Origin of the sequence: Parasporobacterium paucivorans DSM 15970 (assembly GCF_900141895.1) — a bacterium.
GTDB lineage: Bacteria > Bacillota > Clostridia > Lachnospirales > Lachnospiraceae > Parasporobacterium > Parasporobacterium paucivorans.
The window spans coordinates 1-17786 of sequence record NZ_FQYT01000008.1; the positions used below are offsets into that span (position 1 = coordinate 1).

Annotated in this window: 22 protein-coding genes; 1 reads left to right on the forward strand and 21 read right to left on the reverse strand. The window is 42.6% G+C overall.

Annotated features, from left to right (window positions below; all coding sequences use genetic code 11):
- The 21 genes from BUA79_RS04545 to BUA79_RS04645 all read right to left on the reverse strand — a co-directional run.
- Window positions 1-435: solute carrier family 23 protein (locus BUA79_RS04545; protein WP_178138535.1), on the reverse strand; the 435-nt coding region annotated here is incomplete at its 3' end.
- Between the two features lie 62 nt (window positions 436-497).
- On the reverse strand, window positions 498-1811 hold the full coding sequence (locus BUA79_RS04550) for a uroporphyrinogen decarboxylase family protein (protein ID WP_094757314.1): 1314 nt from the start codon (window positions 1809-1811) through the stop codon (window positions 498-500).
- Window positions 1812-2010: 199 nt separating this feature from the next.
- Entirely contained in the window at window positions 2011-3489 is a 1479-nt protein-coding gene (mqo, locus tag BUA79_RS04555; RefSeq protein ID WP_073993186.1) for a malate dehydrogenase (quinone), read from the reverse strand.
- A 10-nt stretch (window positions 3490-3499) separates the two neighbouring features.
- Window positions 3500-3688, reverse strand: coding sequence for a hypothetical protein (locus tag BUA79_RS04560; RefSeq protein ID WP_073993187.1), 189 nt, complete (start codon window positions 3686-3688; stop codon window positions 3500-3502).
- Window positions 3689-3928: 240 nt separating this feature from the next.
- Window positions 3929-4474, reverse strand: a complete 546-nt coding sequence (locus tag BUA79_RS04565; RefSeq protein WP_073993188.1) for a 2-oxoacid:acceptor oxidoreductase family protein — start codon at window positions 4472-4474, stop codon at window positions 3929-3931.
- Window positions 4475-4486: 12 nt separating this feature from the next.
- Complete coding sequence (locus tag BUA79_RS04570; protein WP_073993189.1) at window positions 4487-5224, reverse strand: thiamine pyrophosphate-dependent enzyme; 738 nt, start codon at window positions 5222-5224, stop codon at window positions 4487-4489.
- A 3-nt stretch (window positions 5225-5227) separates the two neighbouring features.
- On the reverse strand, window positions 5228-6316 hold the full coding sequence (gene vorB, locus BUA79_RS04575) for a 3-methyl-2-oxobutanoate dehydrogenase subunit VorB (RefSeq protein WP_073993190.1): 1089 nt from the start codon (window positions 6314-6316) through the stop codon (window positions 5228-5230).
- 14 nt (window positions 6317-6330) lie between these two features.
- A complete protein-coding gene (locus BUA79_RS04580) occupies window positions 6331-6534 on the reverse strand; it encodes a 4Fe-4S binding protein (protein ID WP_178138536.1) in 204 nt (67 codons plus the stop codon).
- Window positions 6535-6602: 68 nt separating this feature from the next.
- The gene (locus tag BUA79_RS04585) at window positions 6603-7295 is read right to left on the reverse strand and encodes a hypothetical protein (RefSeq protein WP_073993192.1); all 693 of its coding nucleotides are present in this window, start codon (window positions 7293-7295) and stop codon (window positions 6603-6605) included.
- A 150-nt stretch (window positions 7296-7445) separates the two neighbouring features.
- Entirely contained in the window at window positions 7446-8690 is a 1245-nt protein-coding gene (locus BUA79_RS04590) for a hypothetical protein (RefSeq protein ID WP_073993193.1), read from the reverse strand.
- Between the two features lie 103 nt (window positions 8691-8793).
- Window positions 8794-8997 carry a dodecin family protein gene (locus BUA79_RS04595; protein ID WP_073993194.1) on the reverse strand — a complete coding sequence of 68 codons (204 nt, stop codon included), beginning with the start codon at window positions 8995-8997 and terminating at the stop codon, window positions 8794-8796.
- Window positions 8998-9169: 172 nt separating this feature from the next.
- Window positions 9170-9457 carry a LytTR family DNA-binding domain-containing protein gene (locus BUA79_RS04600; RefSeq protein ID WP_073993195.1) on the reverse strand — a complete coding sequence of 96 codons (288 nt, stop codon included), beginning with the start codon at window positions 9455-9457 and terminating at the stop codon, window positions 9170-9172.
- Between the two features lie 24 nt (window positions 9458-9481).
- Window positions 9482-10036, reverse strand: a complete 555-nt coding sequence (locus BUA79_RS04605) for an FmdE family protein (RefSeq protein WP_073993196.1) — start codon at window positions 10034-10036, stop codon at window positions 9482-9484.
- Window positions 10037-10065: 29 nt separating this feature from the next.
- Complete coding sequence (locus BUA79_RS04610; RefSeq protein ID WP_073993197.1) at window positions 10066-10902, reverse strand: class I SAM-dependent methyltransferase; 837 nt, start codon at window positions 10900-10902, stop codon at window positions 10066-10068.
- Between the two features lies 1 nt (window position 10903).
- Complete coding sequence (locus BUA79_RS04615) at window positions 10904-11536, reverse strand: class I SAM-dependent methyltransferase (RefSeq protein ID WP_073993198.1); 633 nt, start codon at window positions 11534-11536, stop codon at window positions 10904-10906.
- 33 nt (window positions 11537-11569) lie between these two features.
- Window positions 11570-12340 (reverse strand): ABC transporter ATP-binding protein, encoded by a 771-nt coding sequence (locus BUA79_RS04620; protein ID WP_073993199.1) that lies wholly within the window; start codon window positions 12338-12340, stop codon window positions 11570-11572.
- A gap of 1 nt (window position 12341) precedes the next feature.
- Entirely contained in the window at window positions 12342-13292 is a 951-nt protein-coding gene (locus BUA79_RS04625; RefSeq protein ID WP_242941640.1) for a FecCD family ABC transporter permease, read from the reverse strand.
- A 92-nt stretch (window positions 13293-13384) separates the two neighbouring features.
- Window positions 13385-14497 (reverse strand): ABC transporter substrate-binding protein, encoded by a 1113-nt coding sequence (locus tag BUA79_RS04630; protein ID WP_073993201.1) that lies wholly within the window; start codon window positions 14495-14497, stop codon window positions 13385-13387.
- A 101-nt stretch (window positions 14498-14598) separates the two neighbouring features.
- Complete coding sequence (locus tag BUA79_RS04635; protein ID WP_242941641.1) at window positions 14599-15360, reverse strand: DUF364 domain-containing protein; 762 nt, start codon at window positions 15358-15360, stop codon at window positions 14599-14601.
- A gap of 9 nt (window positions 15361-15369) precedes the next feature.
- Window positions 15370-16134, reverse strand: a complete 765-nt coding sequence (locus BUA79_RS04640; RefSeq protein ID WP_073993203.1) for an XdhC family protein — start codon at window positions 16132-16134, stop codon at window positions 15370-15372.
- An 81-nt stretch (window positions 16135-16215) separates the two neighbouring features.
- Window positions 16216-16956, reverse strand: a complete 741-nt coding sequence (locus BUA79_RS04645) for a Rossmann-like domain-containing protein (protein WP_073993204.1) — start codon at window positions 16954-16956, stop codon at window positions 16216-16218.
- A 299-nt stretch (window positions 16957-17255) separates the two neighbouring features.
- On the opposite strand from BUA79_RS04645, the gene BUA79_RS04650 reads away from it, so the two are divergent.
- Entirely contained in the window at window positions 17256-17612 is a 357-nt protein-coding gene (locus BUA79_RS04650) for a recombinase family protein (protein WP_073993205.1), read from the forward strand.
- Window positions 17613-17786 lie beyond the last annotated feature (174 nt).

Consider the following 17786-nt stretch of genomic DNA (forward strand, 5'->3'; position numbering starts at 1 on the left):
GCCTACCACAACAATAACCATACCGGCAACGATTGGCGGGATTATGTGTTTTACCACTTTACTCAGGACTTTTAAATATCCCAGGGCGACGATTACCAGGCCGCTTATGATAATACTTCCAAAGCACACGGCAAACCCCTGTTTGGAGGCTATCGCGATAATCGCTCCAAGGGACGCGAATGACATGCCCTGGATAACCGGATATTTAAGGAAAAGGCCAGCCTGGATCACAGTCGCTAGACCACAGGCCAAAAACGTCAGCGCAATAAGTGCAGTGGCATCTGAAATGTTCAGCTGCATAACTGCTATCAGCACTACAGGCCCCAGGAACAGGTTGCATGCAAGCACGGATTGAAACCCAAGGAACAATGCGGAGCCCACACCTATCTTCTCATCGATCCCTACCATTCTGATTTCTTTTTCATTTGAACTCATAAAACTCTCCTCTCGATTTACACATTATTATCAAATGACGTATACGGACACTTCTTGGCAGATTATTTCTTTCCGTATGTCATAACTGTGTCAAACATAGCTTCCACATTCTCTCTCTTCGCGTTGTCTATTGATCCGTCTGTATCAAATATATAGCCGCCGCCTGGAGCGCAGATATCGATCAGCCTCTTGCATTCGTCAATTACCTGCTGCTTTGTTCCATATTCAAGCAGATAAATCGGGAGATTTCCGCTCAGACAGGCAATATCCCCAAGAACTCTTTTGGCTTCCATCATATCGGCCTGTTCAAAATGAATGATGACTTTCCCTTTCGGAAGATCAGCCAGCTGCTGGATTCTTGTGTTGTACTTTCCCTCCGTGTACAATACAGGTGTTACCCCCATATCTACAAGTGCATTGATGATTTTCTTCAGTGGCTTCCAATATAATCTCTCATAATTTTCACCGCTCATAAATCCATCCATACCTTTATGCATCGGGAAGAAAACTCTCTTTACAGGCAGAGGTACAAGATTGAAGTATTCATAAGAAGCAATCTGTATGTCAGCAAGCATATAACATACCGCTTCCATTTCATCCGGGCATTCAATCTGGTCCGAAAGGGCAGCCAGTGAACCACGGAAATAGTCACCTATAATATCAAACGGAACTTCCCCCGCTCCCGTCATAAATGGAGGGTAGCCCATTGCGGCAATCTGGGCCGAAACGGCATTTGATGCTTCAGCAGCCAGGGCATCTTCTTTCCCTATCTTTGCAAGCAGTTCATAGGCCTCAAAGGCAGCAGGAGAATACAGAGAGCTCAATGGAGTCGTATTAAGTACGATAGATGGAACAAATCGGATATCACTCAGTCCTTTTAACGCTGGAAATGCACGTGGAATATACTTCCTGATCATAAATCCCGTGAAATCCGTGAGAAGTTCCGGATACTCCTCCTGTGTCATGTATTCATATTCCTTTACCTGATAGGTGGAAAAGTCAGGTACCCTGGTTCCTGGCCTGCCAGGCCAGTCTATCATTTTTGATTGTGCGATTTCATTTGCCCGTCCGCTCGGAAACGCAAGATGGGTAGTCGCATCCGGCTGGAAATCCTGGTAGAATTTTATAAGCGCCTCGCTCGCCCTTGGATAATTGTACATTGAATCTTTATATGTACAGTTGTCCAAAAAATATGGCAACGCACCCAGCATCGGAACAATCGGAACACGGTCAGCTTCTTTTAATGCAACGGAATCTTCAACTCTTTTGATTCGTTCATTGAATTTATCCTGTCCTTCTTCAGAAATAGTCGTCGTATCCAAATCCTTTACAAACCAGGATGAACTGGCTGATTTGTTGACATTTTCTTTTTCCATATCCTCATTAACCTCCTTTTATATTATAAATATATATAACGGTAATAACAAATATGATTCATACAGCAGGATTATGTACAATATGCATTACTTTTTCATTATATTATCATATATTATTGTATAATACTCATAGTTAAAGTGGATGTATCTATACGTTTTTGACATAGTAATAATTCAATTTTCAGATATTTCTATTAATCTAATCAAGTCCAAGTATATGAGCTGTTTCTTTATCCATCTGTTTATAAAGTTCAGGATTTGCAGTCAGAGATATGCCGAAGGAAGGAATCATCTTATGAAGTTTATTTTCCCATCCCGTCATTTCATCAGGGAAGCATCTTTCAATAAGTTCCAGCATAATGCTCACTGCCGTAGAGGCTCCCGGGGATGCACCTAACAATGCAGCTATTGTTCCATCAGCCGATGTGATTATTTCCGTGCCAAACTGGAGCGTGCCTTTCCCGCCTTCTTCCGTGTCCTTTATAACCTGCACCCGCTGCCCTGCGACGACCATATACCAGTCTTTCGAATCAGCTTCGGGAATAAATTCCCGCAATTCCTCCATCCGCTTTTTATCCGACAGCAAAACCTGCTGTATCAGATATTTTGTCAGGGATCTTTCCTTGACCCCGGCAGCAAGCATCGTGAACAGGTTGTCCGATTTTACGGAAGCTATAAGATCGAACATGGAGCCATTTTTTAAAAATTTTGGTGTAAACCCAGCAAAAGGTCCAAACAGCAGGGCTTTTTTGTTATCTATAAATCTCGAGTCAAGGTGCGGAACTGACATTGGCGGAGCACCAACCTTTGCTTTTCCATAAACTTTGGCATGGTGTTTTTGTATTACTTCCGGATTCCTGCATGCCATAAACAGCCCACTGACCGGAAATCCTCCAATATGCATTGCCTCGGGGATTCCGGTTTTCTGCAGAAGCGGCAGGCTTCCTCCTCCTCCGCCAATAAACACAAAATCGGCCCTGTGGTACCTGATTGCACCCGTGGCGTCATCCTTGACCTGCACTTTCCAGAAACCGTTTTTCGTCCTTTTGATGTCTCTCACCGTATGCTCATAGAAAACCTTAACCTTCTGACTACGCAGATTTTCAAACATCTTCAACGTTAAGGTTTCAAAATTCACATCCGTTCCCTTAACCATCCGGGTTGCGGCAATCGGTTCCACTGATTTTCTGCCCTCCATAACCAAAGGGATCCATTCCTTGATTTTTTCAGGGTCGTCGGAAAACTCCATACCACCGAACTGCAGACTGCGCGATAAAGCTTCATAACGTTTCTTCAAAAACAAAACATCCTTCTCGCCGGTCACAAAACTCATATGCGGCAAAGGCATAATGAATGAATGCGGATCATCAATAATATTACTGTTAATAAGATGAGACCAGAACTCTCTGGAAAGAATAAATTGTTCATTGATTTTATTTGCTTTTGTTACATCGATGGAACCATCCTTTTTCTCTGCAGTATAATTAAGTTCACAGAGGGCCGCATGTCCAGTCCCCGCGTTATTCCATACACCTGAACTTTCCCCTCCCGCTTTCGAAAGGCTTTCAAATACTTTGATATCCCACTCCGGTGCCAATTCCTTCAGCATGGTTCCCAGTGTTGCGCTCATTATTCCTGCACCGACCAGAACAACTTCTTTTTTCTTTAGACTCTCCATCCAGCACCCCTTATTTATTTTTATTGCCTTTATTCAGTTTTCTGAACTTTTCCATGCTATCAATCAGCGAAATGCTTATTAAATCCTCATCCGTCATTTTTTCCTGCGTTTCATTAAGTTCAGTTTCCATGTTTCTTTGCCATTCTTCATATGCAAGTCGAAATTCATGCAGATATTTCTCAAATTGTTTAATATCCATAATTCTCCTCCCGGGCCCTATGCGGCCTTTTCCTTTTGCCTCCAGCAAATACATTGCATGTGAAAATCTGCCAAAACATTGTCGAGTCAGCTATTCCCATTCATGAATATTCTACATATATTATATCATACGGGTTTCTTGATGGATATGAATACCTCTGATTAATTATACAAAAAAGCTCTGCCATCAAGACAGAGCTTTCATATTTTCGCAGGTTGGACCGCAGGTCTTTCCTTTATTTTATTTCTGGGATTTTCCGATTTCAAGACCTTTTTCAAAAGCGGCCTTGTTCAATGGAAGCAGCTTTGGCTTTTTGCCAAGTTTGCTTTCGATGGTTCCCCACACAACCTCAGGGGATACAACCTCCGTATAACCCACATATACGCCAAGCATGATTACATTTAATACTTTCGCATTGCCCAGTTCAAGAGCGAGTTCCGTAACAGGAGCCTTGATTATTTTTATATCTTTTCTGGCAATGTCGTCAGACACGATGGAGCTGTTGATGAACAGATTGCCGCCTTCCTTTAAGGTGCAAAGGAATTTATTTAAAGATGGACCATTCATTACAATCAGATCATCCATTACATCACCCAAAGGAGCCCCAATCATTTCATCCGAAATAACAACGAAACAGTTCGCTGTACCGCCACGCTGCTCTGCACCATATGATGGGAAGAAAGTAACGTTTTTATCTGTAGAATCGCAGGTAGCTGATGCTAAGAATTTTCCAAGCGTCATAACACCCTGACCGCCGAATCCGGCAACACACAAGTTGGTTTCCATATCTTCTTCCTCCTATTTATCTCTGATCACGCCAAGCGGGAATTCAGGAAGCATTTTTTCTTCAATATATGTAAGGGAATCCAGCGCTTCAAGTCCCCAGTTCGTTGGACAGCTTGTTACAATTTCAACCATGGAGAATCCTTTTCCATTCAGCTGGTTCTCGAATGCTTTTCGAATCGCTTTTTTGGTCTTCACAACATTTGCCGGCGTATTGCAGCTTGTACGTTCAAGATAGGCCGGAGCTGTAAGCTGGTTTAATATCTCGCACATATGCATAGGATATCCATGCTCCTCTGCAATACGTCCTTTAGGCGCGGTAGATGCCTTCATGCCAATCAGGGTAGTTGGTGCCATCTGACCGCCTGTCATACCATAAATGCCATTGTTGATGAAGATGACGGTGATATTCTCACCACGGTTAGCCGCTGAAACAGACTCGCCAAGACCGATGGATGCGAAGTCTCCGTCGCCCTGGTAGGTAAATACCAGAGATTCCGGATTCGCCCTTTTCATTCCTGTTGCAACCGCACAGGCACGCCCATGGGGAGCAGTCGTATTATCATATGCGATATAGTCCATATGAAGACCGCAGCATCCGATACCAAGCACACAGGCTGCTTTATCGACAATATTCATTTCCTCTAACACTTCACCAATTAATTTAATGACAGTGCCGTGCATGCATCCCGGGCAGAAGCCGGAAACTTTATCTTCTTGGATTGTTTTTGTTCTTGCATAAATCTTTTCCATTTTCTATACCCCCTGCTTTTCATTGATTTTTTTGACTGCTTCAATAATGGCTTCACGGCTTATGATGTTTCCACCTGAACTCAGACAGGTTTCGATCGGGCAGCGTTCTTTTACACCGATTGACACATCCTGTACAAACTGTGCGGGGATGGACATCTCGACATCAAGAACTGCTTTACATATTCCGTAATTAATATTGTCAAACGTTTTATATGGAAATGGATGTACCGTAATCGGCCGGATCAGTCCGACTTTGATTCCTTCTTTACGAAGCATATCCACGACAGATTTTGAAATACGGGCGGAAATGCCATAAGCTGCAATCACGATTTCTGCATCTTCGATTTTATACTCCTCAACCTGCACTTCATTTTCCCATGATGCATAGACAGCGGCAGCCTCTTCATTTGCACGCTGCATATCGCTGGTCTGCCAGTGTCCAGGTTCGATCCATGCCCTGTTTGGATAATCCAATTTATGTCCAACACAAGCCCAGTCTTTTTTGGCCTCTTTCATTGCAGCGACTTCCTCATCCGATTTTGCATCTGGAAGTACAACTGGTTCCATCATAGTGCCGATAACTCCGTCTGCCAGAATCAAAACAGGATTTCTGTCTCTATCTGCATAATCAAATGCCTTGTAAGTCATATCAACAGCTTCCTGAACTGTGGATGGGGCAAATACCAGCATTTCAAATCCGCCGTTACCTGAAGCTTTAGTTGCCTGGAAATAATCCTGCTGAGCCGGCTGAATTGACCCAACGCCAGGACCTCCGCGCGAAATGTTTGCGTAAACCATAGGGATGCGTGCAGACGCGCAGTAAGAAATGCCTTCGCTTTTCAAAGAAATTCCAGGACTTGATGAGGATGTCATGGATCTTGTTCCCATGGAGGCTGCGCCATATACCATGTTTACGGAAGCGACTTCACTTTCTCCCTGTACAAATACTCCTCCAACTTCAGACATTCTTCTTGCAAAATATTCAGGAATCTCATTTTGTGGTGTAATCGGATAACCGGCAAAAAATCTGCATCCGGCTCTTACAGCTGCTTCCGCGATTGCTTCACAGCCTTTCATAAATACTCTAGCCATATCTTTGCTCCTCCCTATTTATATACTTCAATTGCAGCATCCGGACACATTCTCGCACATATGCAGCATGCTATGCAGGCCTCCATGTTAACCGGTACTGAATACTCATAGCCTTTTGAATTAACTTTATCTCCTATAGCGAGCACGCCTTTAGGACAAAACTTAACGCAATACTGGCAGCTTTTACAGCTTTCTGATCTAATCTCTACTCTTGCCATCTGGATTAAATCCTCCTCTCAGATTAAATGATATTTTTTTATTTAAACACTGCCTGCAGTGTTTAGATCTAATTATTCCATTCATACGTAAGATATAAATGAATCGGGAAAACAGGAATATCCGTCTTGCCCCTAACCTCTTCATACAAATAATCCGCGACACAGACAAATCCTATATCCATGAGCGGCCCAATCATCTCGGACGTTTTTTTGCTTCCTTCTATAACTTCTGCCGCCGTGGTTGTGATTCCGTTATTCGGATTGCTTATTAATTGAACTTTGTCCAAGTTAATATGGGATATGTTCAGTATAGAGGACAGGGTCCCATCGATATGTTCCAGATCATCAGACCATGGGCGGTAGGCATTCAGGACATAATACACCTGCGTTTTGTCCTTATTAATCAAGGGAGCAAATCCTCCTATGGCGCGTGCGCCAATATCATTTCCTCCGACATCCATAACCACATAGCAGCTGTCGTCCTTTAACCGAATGTTGACGCCACCGACCAGCGTGGGAGCATCAAAAAACTGTTCCTGAAAATGAAAAACAATTCCCAGGTTTTCGATATCCCTCTGCACATCTCTGGACCGGAACAACGGTTTTGTCATATCCATATCAAAAAAATGTACTGGTTTGTCACCCACGTCAACAAGATATTTCGCGAAATTTATTGCAATCTCACTCTTTCCGCTTCCGGCCTCGCCAACAAAAATGAAATTCGATTTATTCATTATATATTTGTTGTATTCATTATCCATTACTTGCCTCCAAAATCATATTGTATCAGCAATTGCATGTTTCTATATTATATATAATATATATTGCAATATTAGTCAAGTCAATTCGTTGTAACCGCGTTCGCCATTCAAGGCAGGCCGTTTTCTTTCTGACGGCCTGCCTTGATGATTTTACTTTCGGTTCGCAAAGTGATTCATGATTTTACTCCAAACCAGCTGCGTTTCTTTAAATGATTTATAATGCTTTTCCACATTTTTATTATATTCTTCCAGTTCACGCAGCACGATATTAAAATCCGGTCCCTGAAAATATGTATTTATTTTCGGCAGCACTTCCGTAATTTTTCTTCGCATCTCTTCAATTTTCTGATCGTAGCTTTCTGGCTGTGTGAGGTATAAAAGCAGAGGTTTATATCTGATCCACCCTAAGCAGGCTTTGTAGAAGCGGTCTATGATCTGGGAGTTGTCACCACGGATAAATTTCAGTTTTCTTGGAAGCACACCGTCCAACAGATAGTTGTATTTCGAAAATCCATCATGGAAAGTGTAGCACGGAACACGCAGGACCTTTCTTTCACTGAAGCACACACTCAAAAAGGTATCCTCTCCCCTCGCACCCGGTGGGTTGTAGAATGGGAAAACACGTAGCGGATCTGTCAGATTGATACACAGATTCCCACCTGAAATGAATTTTGCTTTGTTCATTTCCTCAACCTCGACAGCATCGTCCGTTTTCAATATATCTGTATCCGCATACGTCACCCCGCCGTTATTCATAATACTCTTCAGACTGTCCCAATTGAGAATATCATTGCTGATGGCTTCAATGAACATGCGGAAATCCGACTCAGTCATATCGTCATTGAATTCCATATATGGAACAGGGGATATATATCCACAGTGGTGTCCATGGGTAACGTCCGCCCCCTTGATATACCCCAGATGGGTTGACAAAATATCCTGACCTGACCAAATTGCCGTTTTATTGTTATGCGTAACCGCCAGAGGGTATTCATCGTCATCCATAAAAATCAGATAATTCATCTTATGCTTAATGGCATTATAAAGTATGGCATTACGCTGTCCGGCATATCCCTTGTTGAAGATCATCTGGGCTTCCCTGCGCGTTAAAACGTTCCCTTTAATCAGATATTCTGTTTCCTCTTCTATGGAATGGTTTCCGATCATCGTGAAGCTGTCAATCTGCTCGACCAGGCCCGGAGCAATGTTTGTGTAATCCGTAATAATCGTTTTCTGATAAGTAAGATCATATGCTATGAAAATATTCAGACTGATCATTTTATCTTCAACGATACCAGATTCACTCCAGCTGTGTATATTGGTCCTCAGCACATTTTGAAAACTCTTTCTCCCAGTTGCAAAACCGATTCCAACCTTAGTCTCTTTCTTCTTCATTGTTATTATTTCCTCTCGATATGCTAAGCCAGAATTGAAAACACCCCTTTGACATTGGATTATCGGTCCATTGCCAGTGGGGTGTTTTTGGTCTAATAACTTCTTAACTCTTTACTACAAATGTGATTTTGACATTTGCGCGATATTTTATTATTTTGCCGTCTTCCACAAGTGCCTGCAGGTTCTCCATGTTGACAGTCTTAATATTGTCGATAGTTTTTGCCGCCTCTGCCACTGCTTCTTTTGCAGCTGTTTCCCAGCTTTCAGAGGATTCCGCGATAAGTTCGATTACTTTTACAACTGACATTTTACTGGCCCCTTTCATATCTGATAGGTTACGCCGACAGCCTGCACCCGGGTATCAGCGTACGCTCTGCATCCCGACTATTTCATGCCTGCATGTATTTTATTACATACACAGTATATACCACTTTCGGGTCGTTTTCAATCTGTTTGTGCCTCGAAGTCTATATCGATGTCTATATTACCAGCCGATCTTTTATTTTCTGCACTCTATTCCGACTTAGGGGTATTTCGTCCTTGAACCCCTCTACCCTGATTCTATAGGAGTTATCAACGCAAACCACCAGCCGTTCAATCTTTGCCATATTGACAATAAAACATTTGTGGCATCTGAAAAAGTCCAGATAAGAAAGTTTCTTTTCCAATTCCTTCAGGGTTCCTCTAAGGAAAAAAGTGTCTTTTTTTGTATGGATTTCAATATGCCCCGAGTTAATAGACAGACAACAGACATCGGACTTCATCATTCATGACGTTAATTCCTTCGCATATTATAATGGAATTTTGCTGTAGTATTTACCGTTCGCACAAGATTTGCAAACTATCTTTCCGTCCTTCGCTACATCCCTTCCGTCCATGATTTTTTCATGACAGATTTCGCAATTGACACTTCTGCTGGGCTTTCCAGGCATATCTTCCATTTTCAGGTCCATGCTCACCGGTTCCATCTTAAAGAGTTCTTCATCTTCGAATTCACCCCAGAAGGCCTCCAGGTCATCTGAAGGCTCCGGATTTCTGTCTGCATTCACGGCTAAGCGGATTCCTTTTTTTGTATCCATATCAATGAAAGAAGCCGCCATCTTCCCGTAATCCAACCATTTCAGCCTTCTCTTCCCAAGGGAGCACCCTGTCACCGACTGGATCGCATCGGAGATGCATCGGTCATTTTCTACGTAAACGATAAAGTCCCTGTTTTTTTCCGGCTCATCAATCCCCAGATAATCCATGGCCGCCCGGGCCATCCGAACTCCCATGATAATACCTCCGCATAAATGTCCATGAAATTCGATAGCATTCTCCAGATCACTTCTAAAACTGTTTTTCACTGTATTGATCTCCTCTCCGCATTTCCTTACTAAACAGACCAGATTACATTGCCCTCTACAGAACTGCCGCGGCTGATAAATTCATTTCTGAAGGCGTTGTTCTTTACATACTGTTCCACAATCCGATCCGTTGAATCAGGTAAATCTTTATAATTTTTCATCATCAGCTGCAAATTTTCTGTAGCTTCACTGATCTTCATTTTCTTCGATTTTTCTATTTTTTTAATATCCATGGATGGCAGATAGCCCCATGCGTACAGAAGATGGAATATATAAAATGGGTCGGAAGGAAATTCCGGCTTCTCCTCGTCAAATATGATCCTCCATAGCTCCTGCTGGTCCATGTCATACTTGCTGATGAATCCATTGTAAAAACAGCCATGAGATGAAGCCTCACACATTTTTTCCAATGTTTCAGCATTGCTGATACCAGGGGTCTTAATGGCGATTACCAGTCCGAACTTTTTCATCCAGTCCATTTCATTCAGGTAAATATCATCCCATGCCATGCATACCGTCTCGATATTATGAATATTCATAGCCTCTGCCCGCTTTTTCAATATAGACAGCATAACGGGAGAAGAATCGAGGGCAACGATTTTTCTGAATCGGCTGGACAGGGGAATGGCATAATTTCCGGTGCCGCAGCCAATATCGAGTAAATCCGTACTCTTATCAATAAAAGATGTGGCCAGAATCTGATTAAGTATGGAATCGTTTTTGCTCTTATCTTCTGTCCTGGCGGCAAAACCCGGTGCCCGCTTATCCCACCAGGAAGTATTGTCTGATATTCTCTGCCTCCTATAAATTGATCTTCTGTATGCTTCCGTCCATTCTTCTTCCCAGTATTTCGCATCCCTCCACATATTATTCCTCCAATGTATCCTTAGCCAGAATGATCCATCGCCCTTCCTCGGGACTGTCAATTATCTCGTGTTTCCATCCTTTTTGGAAAAACAGCTTTTTATATTCCGCTGACGTCAGGGCTTTTGATTCATCATTCCTTTTTTCACCGAAAAACTGAAAGCCGTTCTGACGCATCTTATCCCGGATTTTTTCCCGGGTTTCCGGATTTCCAAGACCACACCCGACAAAAGTTTTTCCACCCGGTGCCAAGACACGGTATATCTCAGTAAACGCAGCTTCCTGGTTTTCCCAAAAAGGCATAGAACCCCGGCTTATAACCAGCTGAAATGTATCCTTTTCAAATGACATGGATTCGACATCCCCTACCCAAAAACTGGACCGTTCCATAAATCCGAGGTCGGCGGCACGTCTTTTTGCTGTTTCGACAGCAGAAGACTGGATATCCAGGAATGAAGCATTCATTTTTGTCTTCTTCAACAAGGAAAATCCCAGGTGCCCTCCCCCGCAGCCGATATCCAGGAATCTGCCTTCCTGCAGATTTATTTTTCTTAACAGGTTATCTGTTATTTCATCATAAATTGGATAAAAGATTGTTTCCGCAATATGATCAAAATCATACCCTGAGTCTTTCATCTTCCTGTCTCCTTCCAAATCATGTTGCAAACCCTAGTACAAGGGTATGCATGTCTGCCTGTTATCCTGTACATCCAGCAGGATTTTATTATCCACGCCATACATTTCATGGACACATTCCTCTGTCACAATATCGGTGCCAATTCCCACTCTCATCCTGCTCCGGTTTTCCATGATGAGCACCCGGCTCTCCGGGATAAACGCGTGGTCCGGATGATGGGTCGTCATAACAACTGTCTTCCCCATGGATACAAGCTTGCGGATATATGAAATCACCTTGGCATGATTTCCAAAGTCAAGATTGGAAACCGGCTCATCCAGAATCATCAAAGACGATCCCTGTACGATTGCCCTGGCCATTAAAACCATCTGACGTTCTCCCCCGCTTATCTGCGTATAGTTCTTTTCAGCCAAATGTTCAATGTCCAACAGGCGCAGGGCATCCTGCACAGCCCGTATATCCTCTTCCCTGACCGCCCCGATACCGTTCTGATACGGATGTCTTCCCATCACAATAATTTCAAATGCCTTAAACGGGAATGGAGGAGTATGGCTTTGAGGGACATAGGATGTCACTTTTGCCAGATCCTTCCTGCTCCACTTTTCCAGCGGCTTATCCTGAACCAGAACCTGTCCGGAAACAGGTTTCAACAGGCCTAACAGGGTCTTGAACAAGGTGCTTTTTCCAATGCCGTTTGCTCCCAAAATACACCAGAGTTCGCCTTCGTTCATCTCAAAATTCAGATTTTCAACGACGGGTACCCCGTCATATCCGCAGCATAAATCCTTAACCTTTAGCAGCATTTTACCACCCCTTATTCTTTTTGGTCAGCAGATACAGGAAAAACGGAAGACCCGCGAGGGATGTAATGACTCCCAGCGGAATTTCCACAGCAAAAACGCTTCTGCAAGCGGTATCGATGATCAGCAGATAGCTGCATCCGAGCAGTAATGAAGCCGGAATAAGCGCTTTGAAATTAGGACCCACAATCATGCGGGCCAAATGTGGGATTACCAGGCCGACCCATCCAATCATTCCACATAGCGAAACGGAAAATGCAGTCAGAATGGTTGCTGTAAATATAACCAGGAGCTGAAGACGTTTTGTATTGACACCCATGGTTTTCGCCTCTTCTTCCCCCAAAGCCAGAATATTAAGTTTCGAGGCACTGCAGATCAGAATAACCATGCAGAGAAGAAACGGGACGATCATCAGGAGAACATCTTTTGGGGTTATTTTCGAAAGGCTTCCTAAAAGCCAGAAAGTAATGGCCGGCAGTTTGTCCGTCGGGTCCGCTGCATATTTAATCAGGGAAATCATGGATTGAAACAGGCTGGAAACAATGATCCCTCCTAAAATCAGAAGGAACAGACTATCATCGCCTCTTCCGAACCGGGTACTTATGAACCAGGTGATAAGCACCGCAATCAGGCCGAATATAAAGGAAGTGGACTTTATTCCGACTGCGCCAAAGGATAAAAGAATACCGAGTGACGCGCCAAACCCTGCTCCGGCGGCCGATCCAAGAATATCGGGAGACACCAGGGGATTTTTAAACATACCCTGGTATGAGGCGCCAGCCATAGAAAGTGCGCCTCCAATCAGCAATCCTCCCAATACCCGGGGAAGCCGTACCACAAAAAGAACCTGGGTAATTTCCGCCGGGACCTCCCTGCCTGCAAACGCCCGCAGGATATCATCCACCGGTATATAATACCGCCCGATAGCCAGTGACAGGATTGTGCTGATCAGCAACAATCCTCCCAGCAGCAGCAGTTTTAACTTTATTTTTTTTTGCTGAACTAAATATCTATCCATGTCCATCCCGGTTTCTGTTCTGTTTTTTACTATAAAGAATTCTCCAGAAGAGATTCTGTTTCCTTATCTGTAAGGTCGTAGTGATAAAATAAAGAATAAAATGTTTTTGCCTCTTCTTTGATATCATAGTCAACCATTTCAGGATATAGTATGGACTGACACCATTTTACACCTATGATTGTGTTGACACTTGGCGGACGGTCAAACCAGTTCTGCGGCACGGAGGGAGTCTGGTATACATGACCATCCTTAACTGCCTGGATAACTGACCATTGTGAATCATTCATTATGGTATTGTAGCTTGCAGAATCGGCATTGCCATTATCCACGCATGAAATAATATATTGCGGATCCCAGGAGATGATCTGCTCCATTGAAACTTCCGTTCTTCCATAACCCTTTGTTATTTCACAGTCGGCCACATTGATGCCGCCGCAAAGATCAATCAGGCGGGAGTGTTCAGAACCGGATGGATCCGTATTAAGTCCAAGCTGTTCCTCTGCATAATATACTGATACCTTTTTTTCTTCAGGAATCGATGCTGCAATTTCCTTAGCGTGGTTTATGGTCTCCTCAGTATAGGCAGCCAGTTCTTCGCCTCTTTCTGCATTTCCTAACAGAGCACCAAGAAACCTGTATGAATCTGCCATAGCTTCAAAACTAGAATCAATATTAACTACCTGTATCCCCAATTTAGCCTGCAAAGCATCAGCCTGTGCAATACTGGCTTCATCGGTTCCGGTACAGATTACGATATCCGGAGCTGTTTTGATGATTTCTTCCACATTTCCTTCATTGCCTTTTCCATACCATCCGCCCAGATTTGGCAGATTCTGATAATATTGTGTTGTATACATTTTTTCAGCATCTGATAATTCGTAATTCGTTACCGCCAACAGAGTATCATCAAATGTGTAAATATAATTTGTCCCTATTGGTCCACTGCAATATACACTTGTTATTGCTTCAGGAAGTACGATAGCCCTTCCTGCCATGTCTACAGAAGGACGCTCTACCTCGACAGCCGATGTCGTTTCTGCACTTTTAGTCTCCTTTGCTTCACCTGAGGACTGCCCACATCCGGCAGCCATCGCAACAACCATAGCCAGGATCAATATCATCCCAATAATTCTTTTTTTCATACTACTTCTCCTTCATATTTGTTCTCTTAATACGTTTCAGAATATATCCCATATTTCTTGATTTGTATGTTGTCTTAACAACATTATTGAAGGATTCTTATTCACCTTCGTATGCATATCATTTCACCGCCATGCTTGAATATATTCATTTTTTTGCCTTCCTGGACTGCTTTCCATATCAGCTTCTCATCTGTAACAATAAATCCTGCTATTATATAAACCCCATATTTAAACAGAACCTCAGAAATCGGCACACTGGGCCCTACCAGTATAATCCTGGCTTTTCTGGAAAGTTCAATAAGCCTTGGCATTGTTTTGTTTGTAAATGCCGTCCCGGTAATAAATACAAAATCTTGTTCCGGGAGCAGGTACTCACATGCGGAATCAGGGTAATCCCCTGCCCATGGGTCTCTTTCAAGAACGGATAAATTGCATATGTCATGAAGCTTTTCCACCTCAGGAAAGTGTCCAATAACTGCAACCTTTTTGTTGACCAGATCTTCTGACAGCAGATTAAAAGCATTATTTTTTCCGTGCTCATGCTCCTTATTCAGGGTCAGACCCGGACTATCCGCACACTGTGGAGCAGTATTAAATGCTGAATTTATTGCGGCCTGTCCCAGTGAAGCTTCCAACATATTCCACGATTTGGCATACTTTGCAAGTTCTTTCAGTTTCAATCCGCTGATTTCACCAATTTCCAATCCTTTCTTACCGCCTTTTATTGTCTTTGCAACACCAATCCCATTTTCCGATTTTACCGCCGTCCAGGAGACCCCGAGCATGCATTCAAGGACTGTCAGATCATCCGGTATGGAATCAATCAGATCATCGTATATTTCCCACACTTTCTTTTTCCCCATTTCTCAATTTTATTTATTAAAAACCATGGTGCGCTTATATTTTACTGCCTGAATTTCTGCCATAATCGATAAGGCAATTTCTGCCGTTTTTTTTCCTCCGAGATCCAATCCTATAGGAGAATGCACTCTTTTGATGAGTTCATCCGGCAAATTAAATGGCTCTAAATTTCTGAAATATTCAGCCACCCGTCGGCTATTTCCTAATACGCCGATGTAATTCGCCTGTGAGTCGATCACCGTACGCAGCGCCTCTTCATCAAACTCATGGTTATGCGTAGCTATTACAATATATGTATTTTCAGCTATCGGATATGTACGAAGATTTTCAATTATATTCCCAGAAAGGAGCTCATGTGCTTCTGGGAATCGATCTTCAGTCAGCATCTCGGCTCTATTATCCAGTACGGTTGTCCTGTATCCAAGCATTCTTGCAATTTTATGGATATTCAGGGATACAGTGCCTGCACCTGCTATTAGCAGATTATCCTGATTACAAAAAGCATTTATAAAAATTTCTATTACTCCCTCATCAACATAAATGGTTTCTTTTCGTGAAAGACCTCTTTTTATGCATATCCGGCCCAGTTCGGCAGCTTTTTTCTCAAGAAGACCGTTTTCAATATTCCCCGCCAATACATTGCCCTGACTATCTGACACCATCATTTTACCTAAGCTGCAATTGTCTATGCCCGCAACATAAATAACTGTAATTAATGCTACTTCTTTATTAGATTCCTGGTATTCAGATACAAGGCGCATTAAATTTTTTTCCATTATAATCATCCTCTGCTCTTTAAATTTCTGGATTAGAGGTGTAAGCCATTTATCGCAAACACCAGTCATATGAAATATTATTTAAAGCGATTCAAAACACAGCCTTTTCAATCCCAGTATAGCGGCTGCACCGGCTATCGTTGTTCCATAAAATATGGTTTCCTTATCCAGGTCCAGAAAATTAACGATTGAACCATTACAAATGGTGCTGCCTGTACACAGAATGACGTCGGCCCATTGAACAGCATCGCTGTAATCCTTAATTCCATCTTCCACCTGAACGCCGTATCTGATCTGCCCGATATTGTCAGGATTCAGATCCAGTACTCTGACCCGAAACCCATCTGCTAGATTCTCCAGCATGGCAGGCTGGTATCCCACCAATGTTATTTTGATATCTGCATACCGTTCTTTAAAATATGACTTGATTTTTTTGGCACATAACTCAGGCCCCTCGTTTTTACAGTGGATTGTATGGTCAGCCAGCCCCAGACTGCACATGACCGCATTCATGGCAGCAATGAAGATCCCCCGGCCGTGACCGCCGCTCGTCAGATCCATATCCAGTACCTGTGAAAGCTTCCCTTCAAATATGGCGGGCGCATCCGTAAAAGCCTGGCCATAAAATCCCTTGTATTCTGCCTGCAGGAGTACTTCTTTGCCCGTAATTATCGGGAAATCTGTGCGTTTTGTGTTCCCTATCGCCTCGTCAATGGACAGGGCTTCAGACCTGATGTTTACCTTATCCATTGAGAGCTGCTTTTCTTCGATTATTTTTGCAAACTCTTCTTTCAATTTAATAAATAATTTTTCCTGTGTCATTCCAGGCTTCCTCTTTTCGTATACCGACTAATTCTCCATGCCAATTTATCTTACCAACCAAAAAAAGACTGTTCCTAAGTCTTTTTTTGAAGCAGATTCAAGAAGGAGTATGAATCGCAAAATGATTTTTTTATCACTCACCTCTGTCAATATATCATCTCGGTTTTATTCTGTATGTTGGTCAGACAACATATTTGTTTGCCATATGCTGTTGTTTGGACAACTGTAAATATTTTTTCATTATGGTATCCTTATGAAAGTGCATTGCACTATATTTTTGAAAATCAAGGGAGAAAGACATGAAATACGCATATTTAAACACTTTTGTTACATCTCAGGGAGAAGACGTCCAAGGGGAATTAAATGAACTTCTTGCATACGCACCCGAGATACAGATTGAAACAATGTATACAACCAGAAAACAGTTAAATGCAATTCTGGATATGCTGCAGCCGGGAGATACGCTTTATGTACATTCTTTTGCTCGTTTCTGCAGGGGATTGAAGGATCTTGTATATTTATCCGAAATTATAATCGATGAAAAAGGGGCAGCTTTAATCAGTTTACATGATGATTTTGATTCGACCACGGAAAAAGGGAAAATTGCAAAGGATGTATACGCAAGAGCAATTCCCCTTTTGATTTCGGACAATTAATGCGTTGACTTTTCACAAAACCGGGTATGTCGTCCGTCACCAGGGCGAATCTCTAGTTTTTTAGTTTTTTCATAGGAGCCACCAGTTTATTGGTGTTGTTTAACCAACATACAAAAATTCATAATCGTGATATTTTTATGTGGGTGAGTATTAAAAACATATTTTGCTTTCATT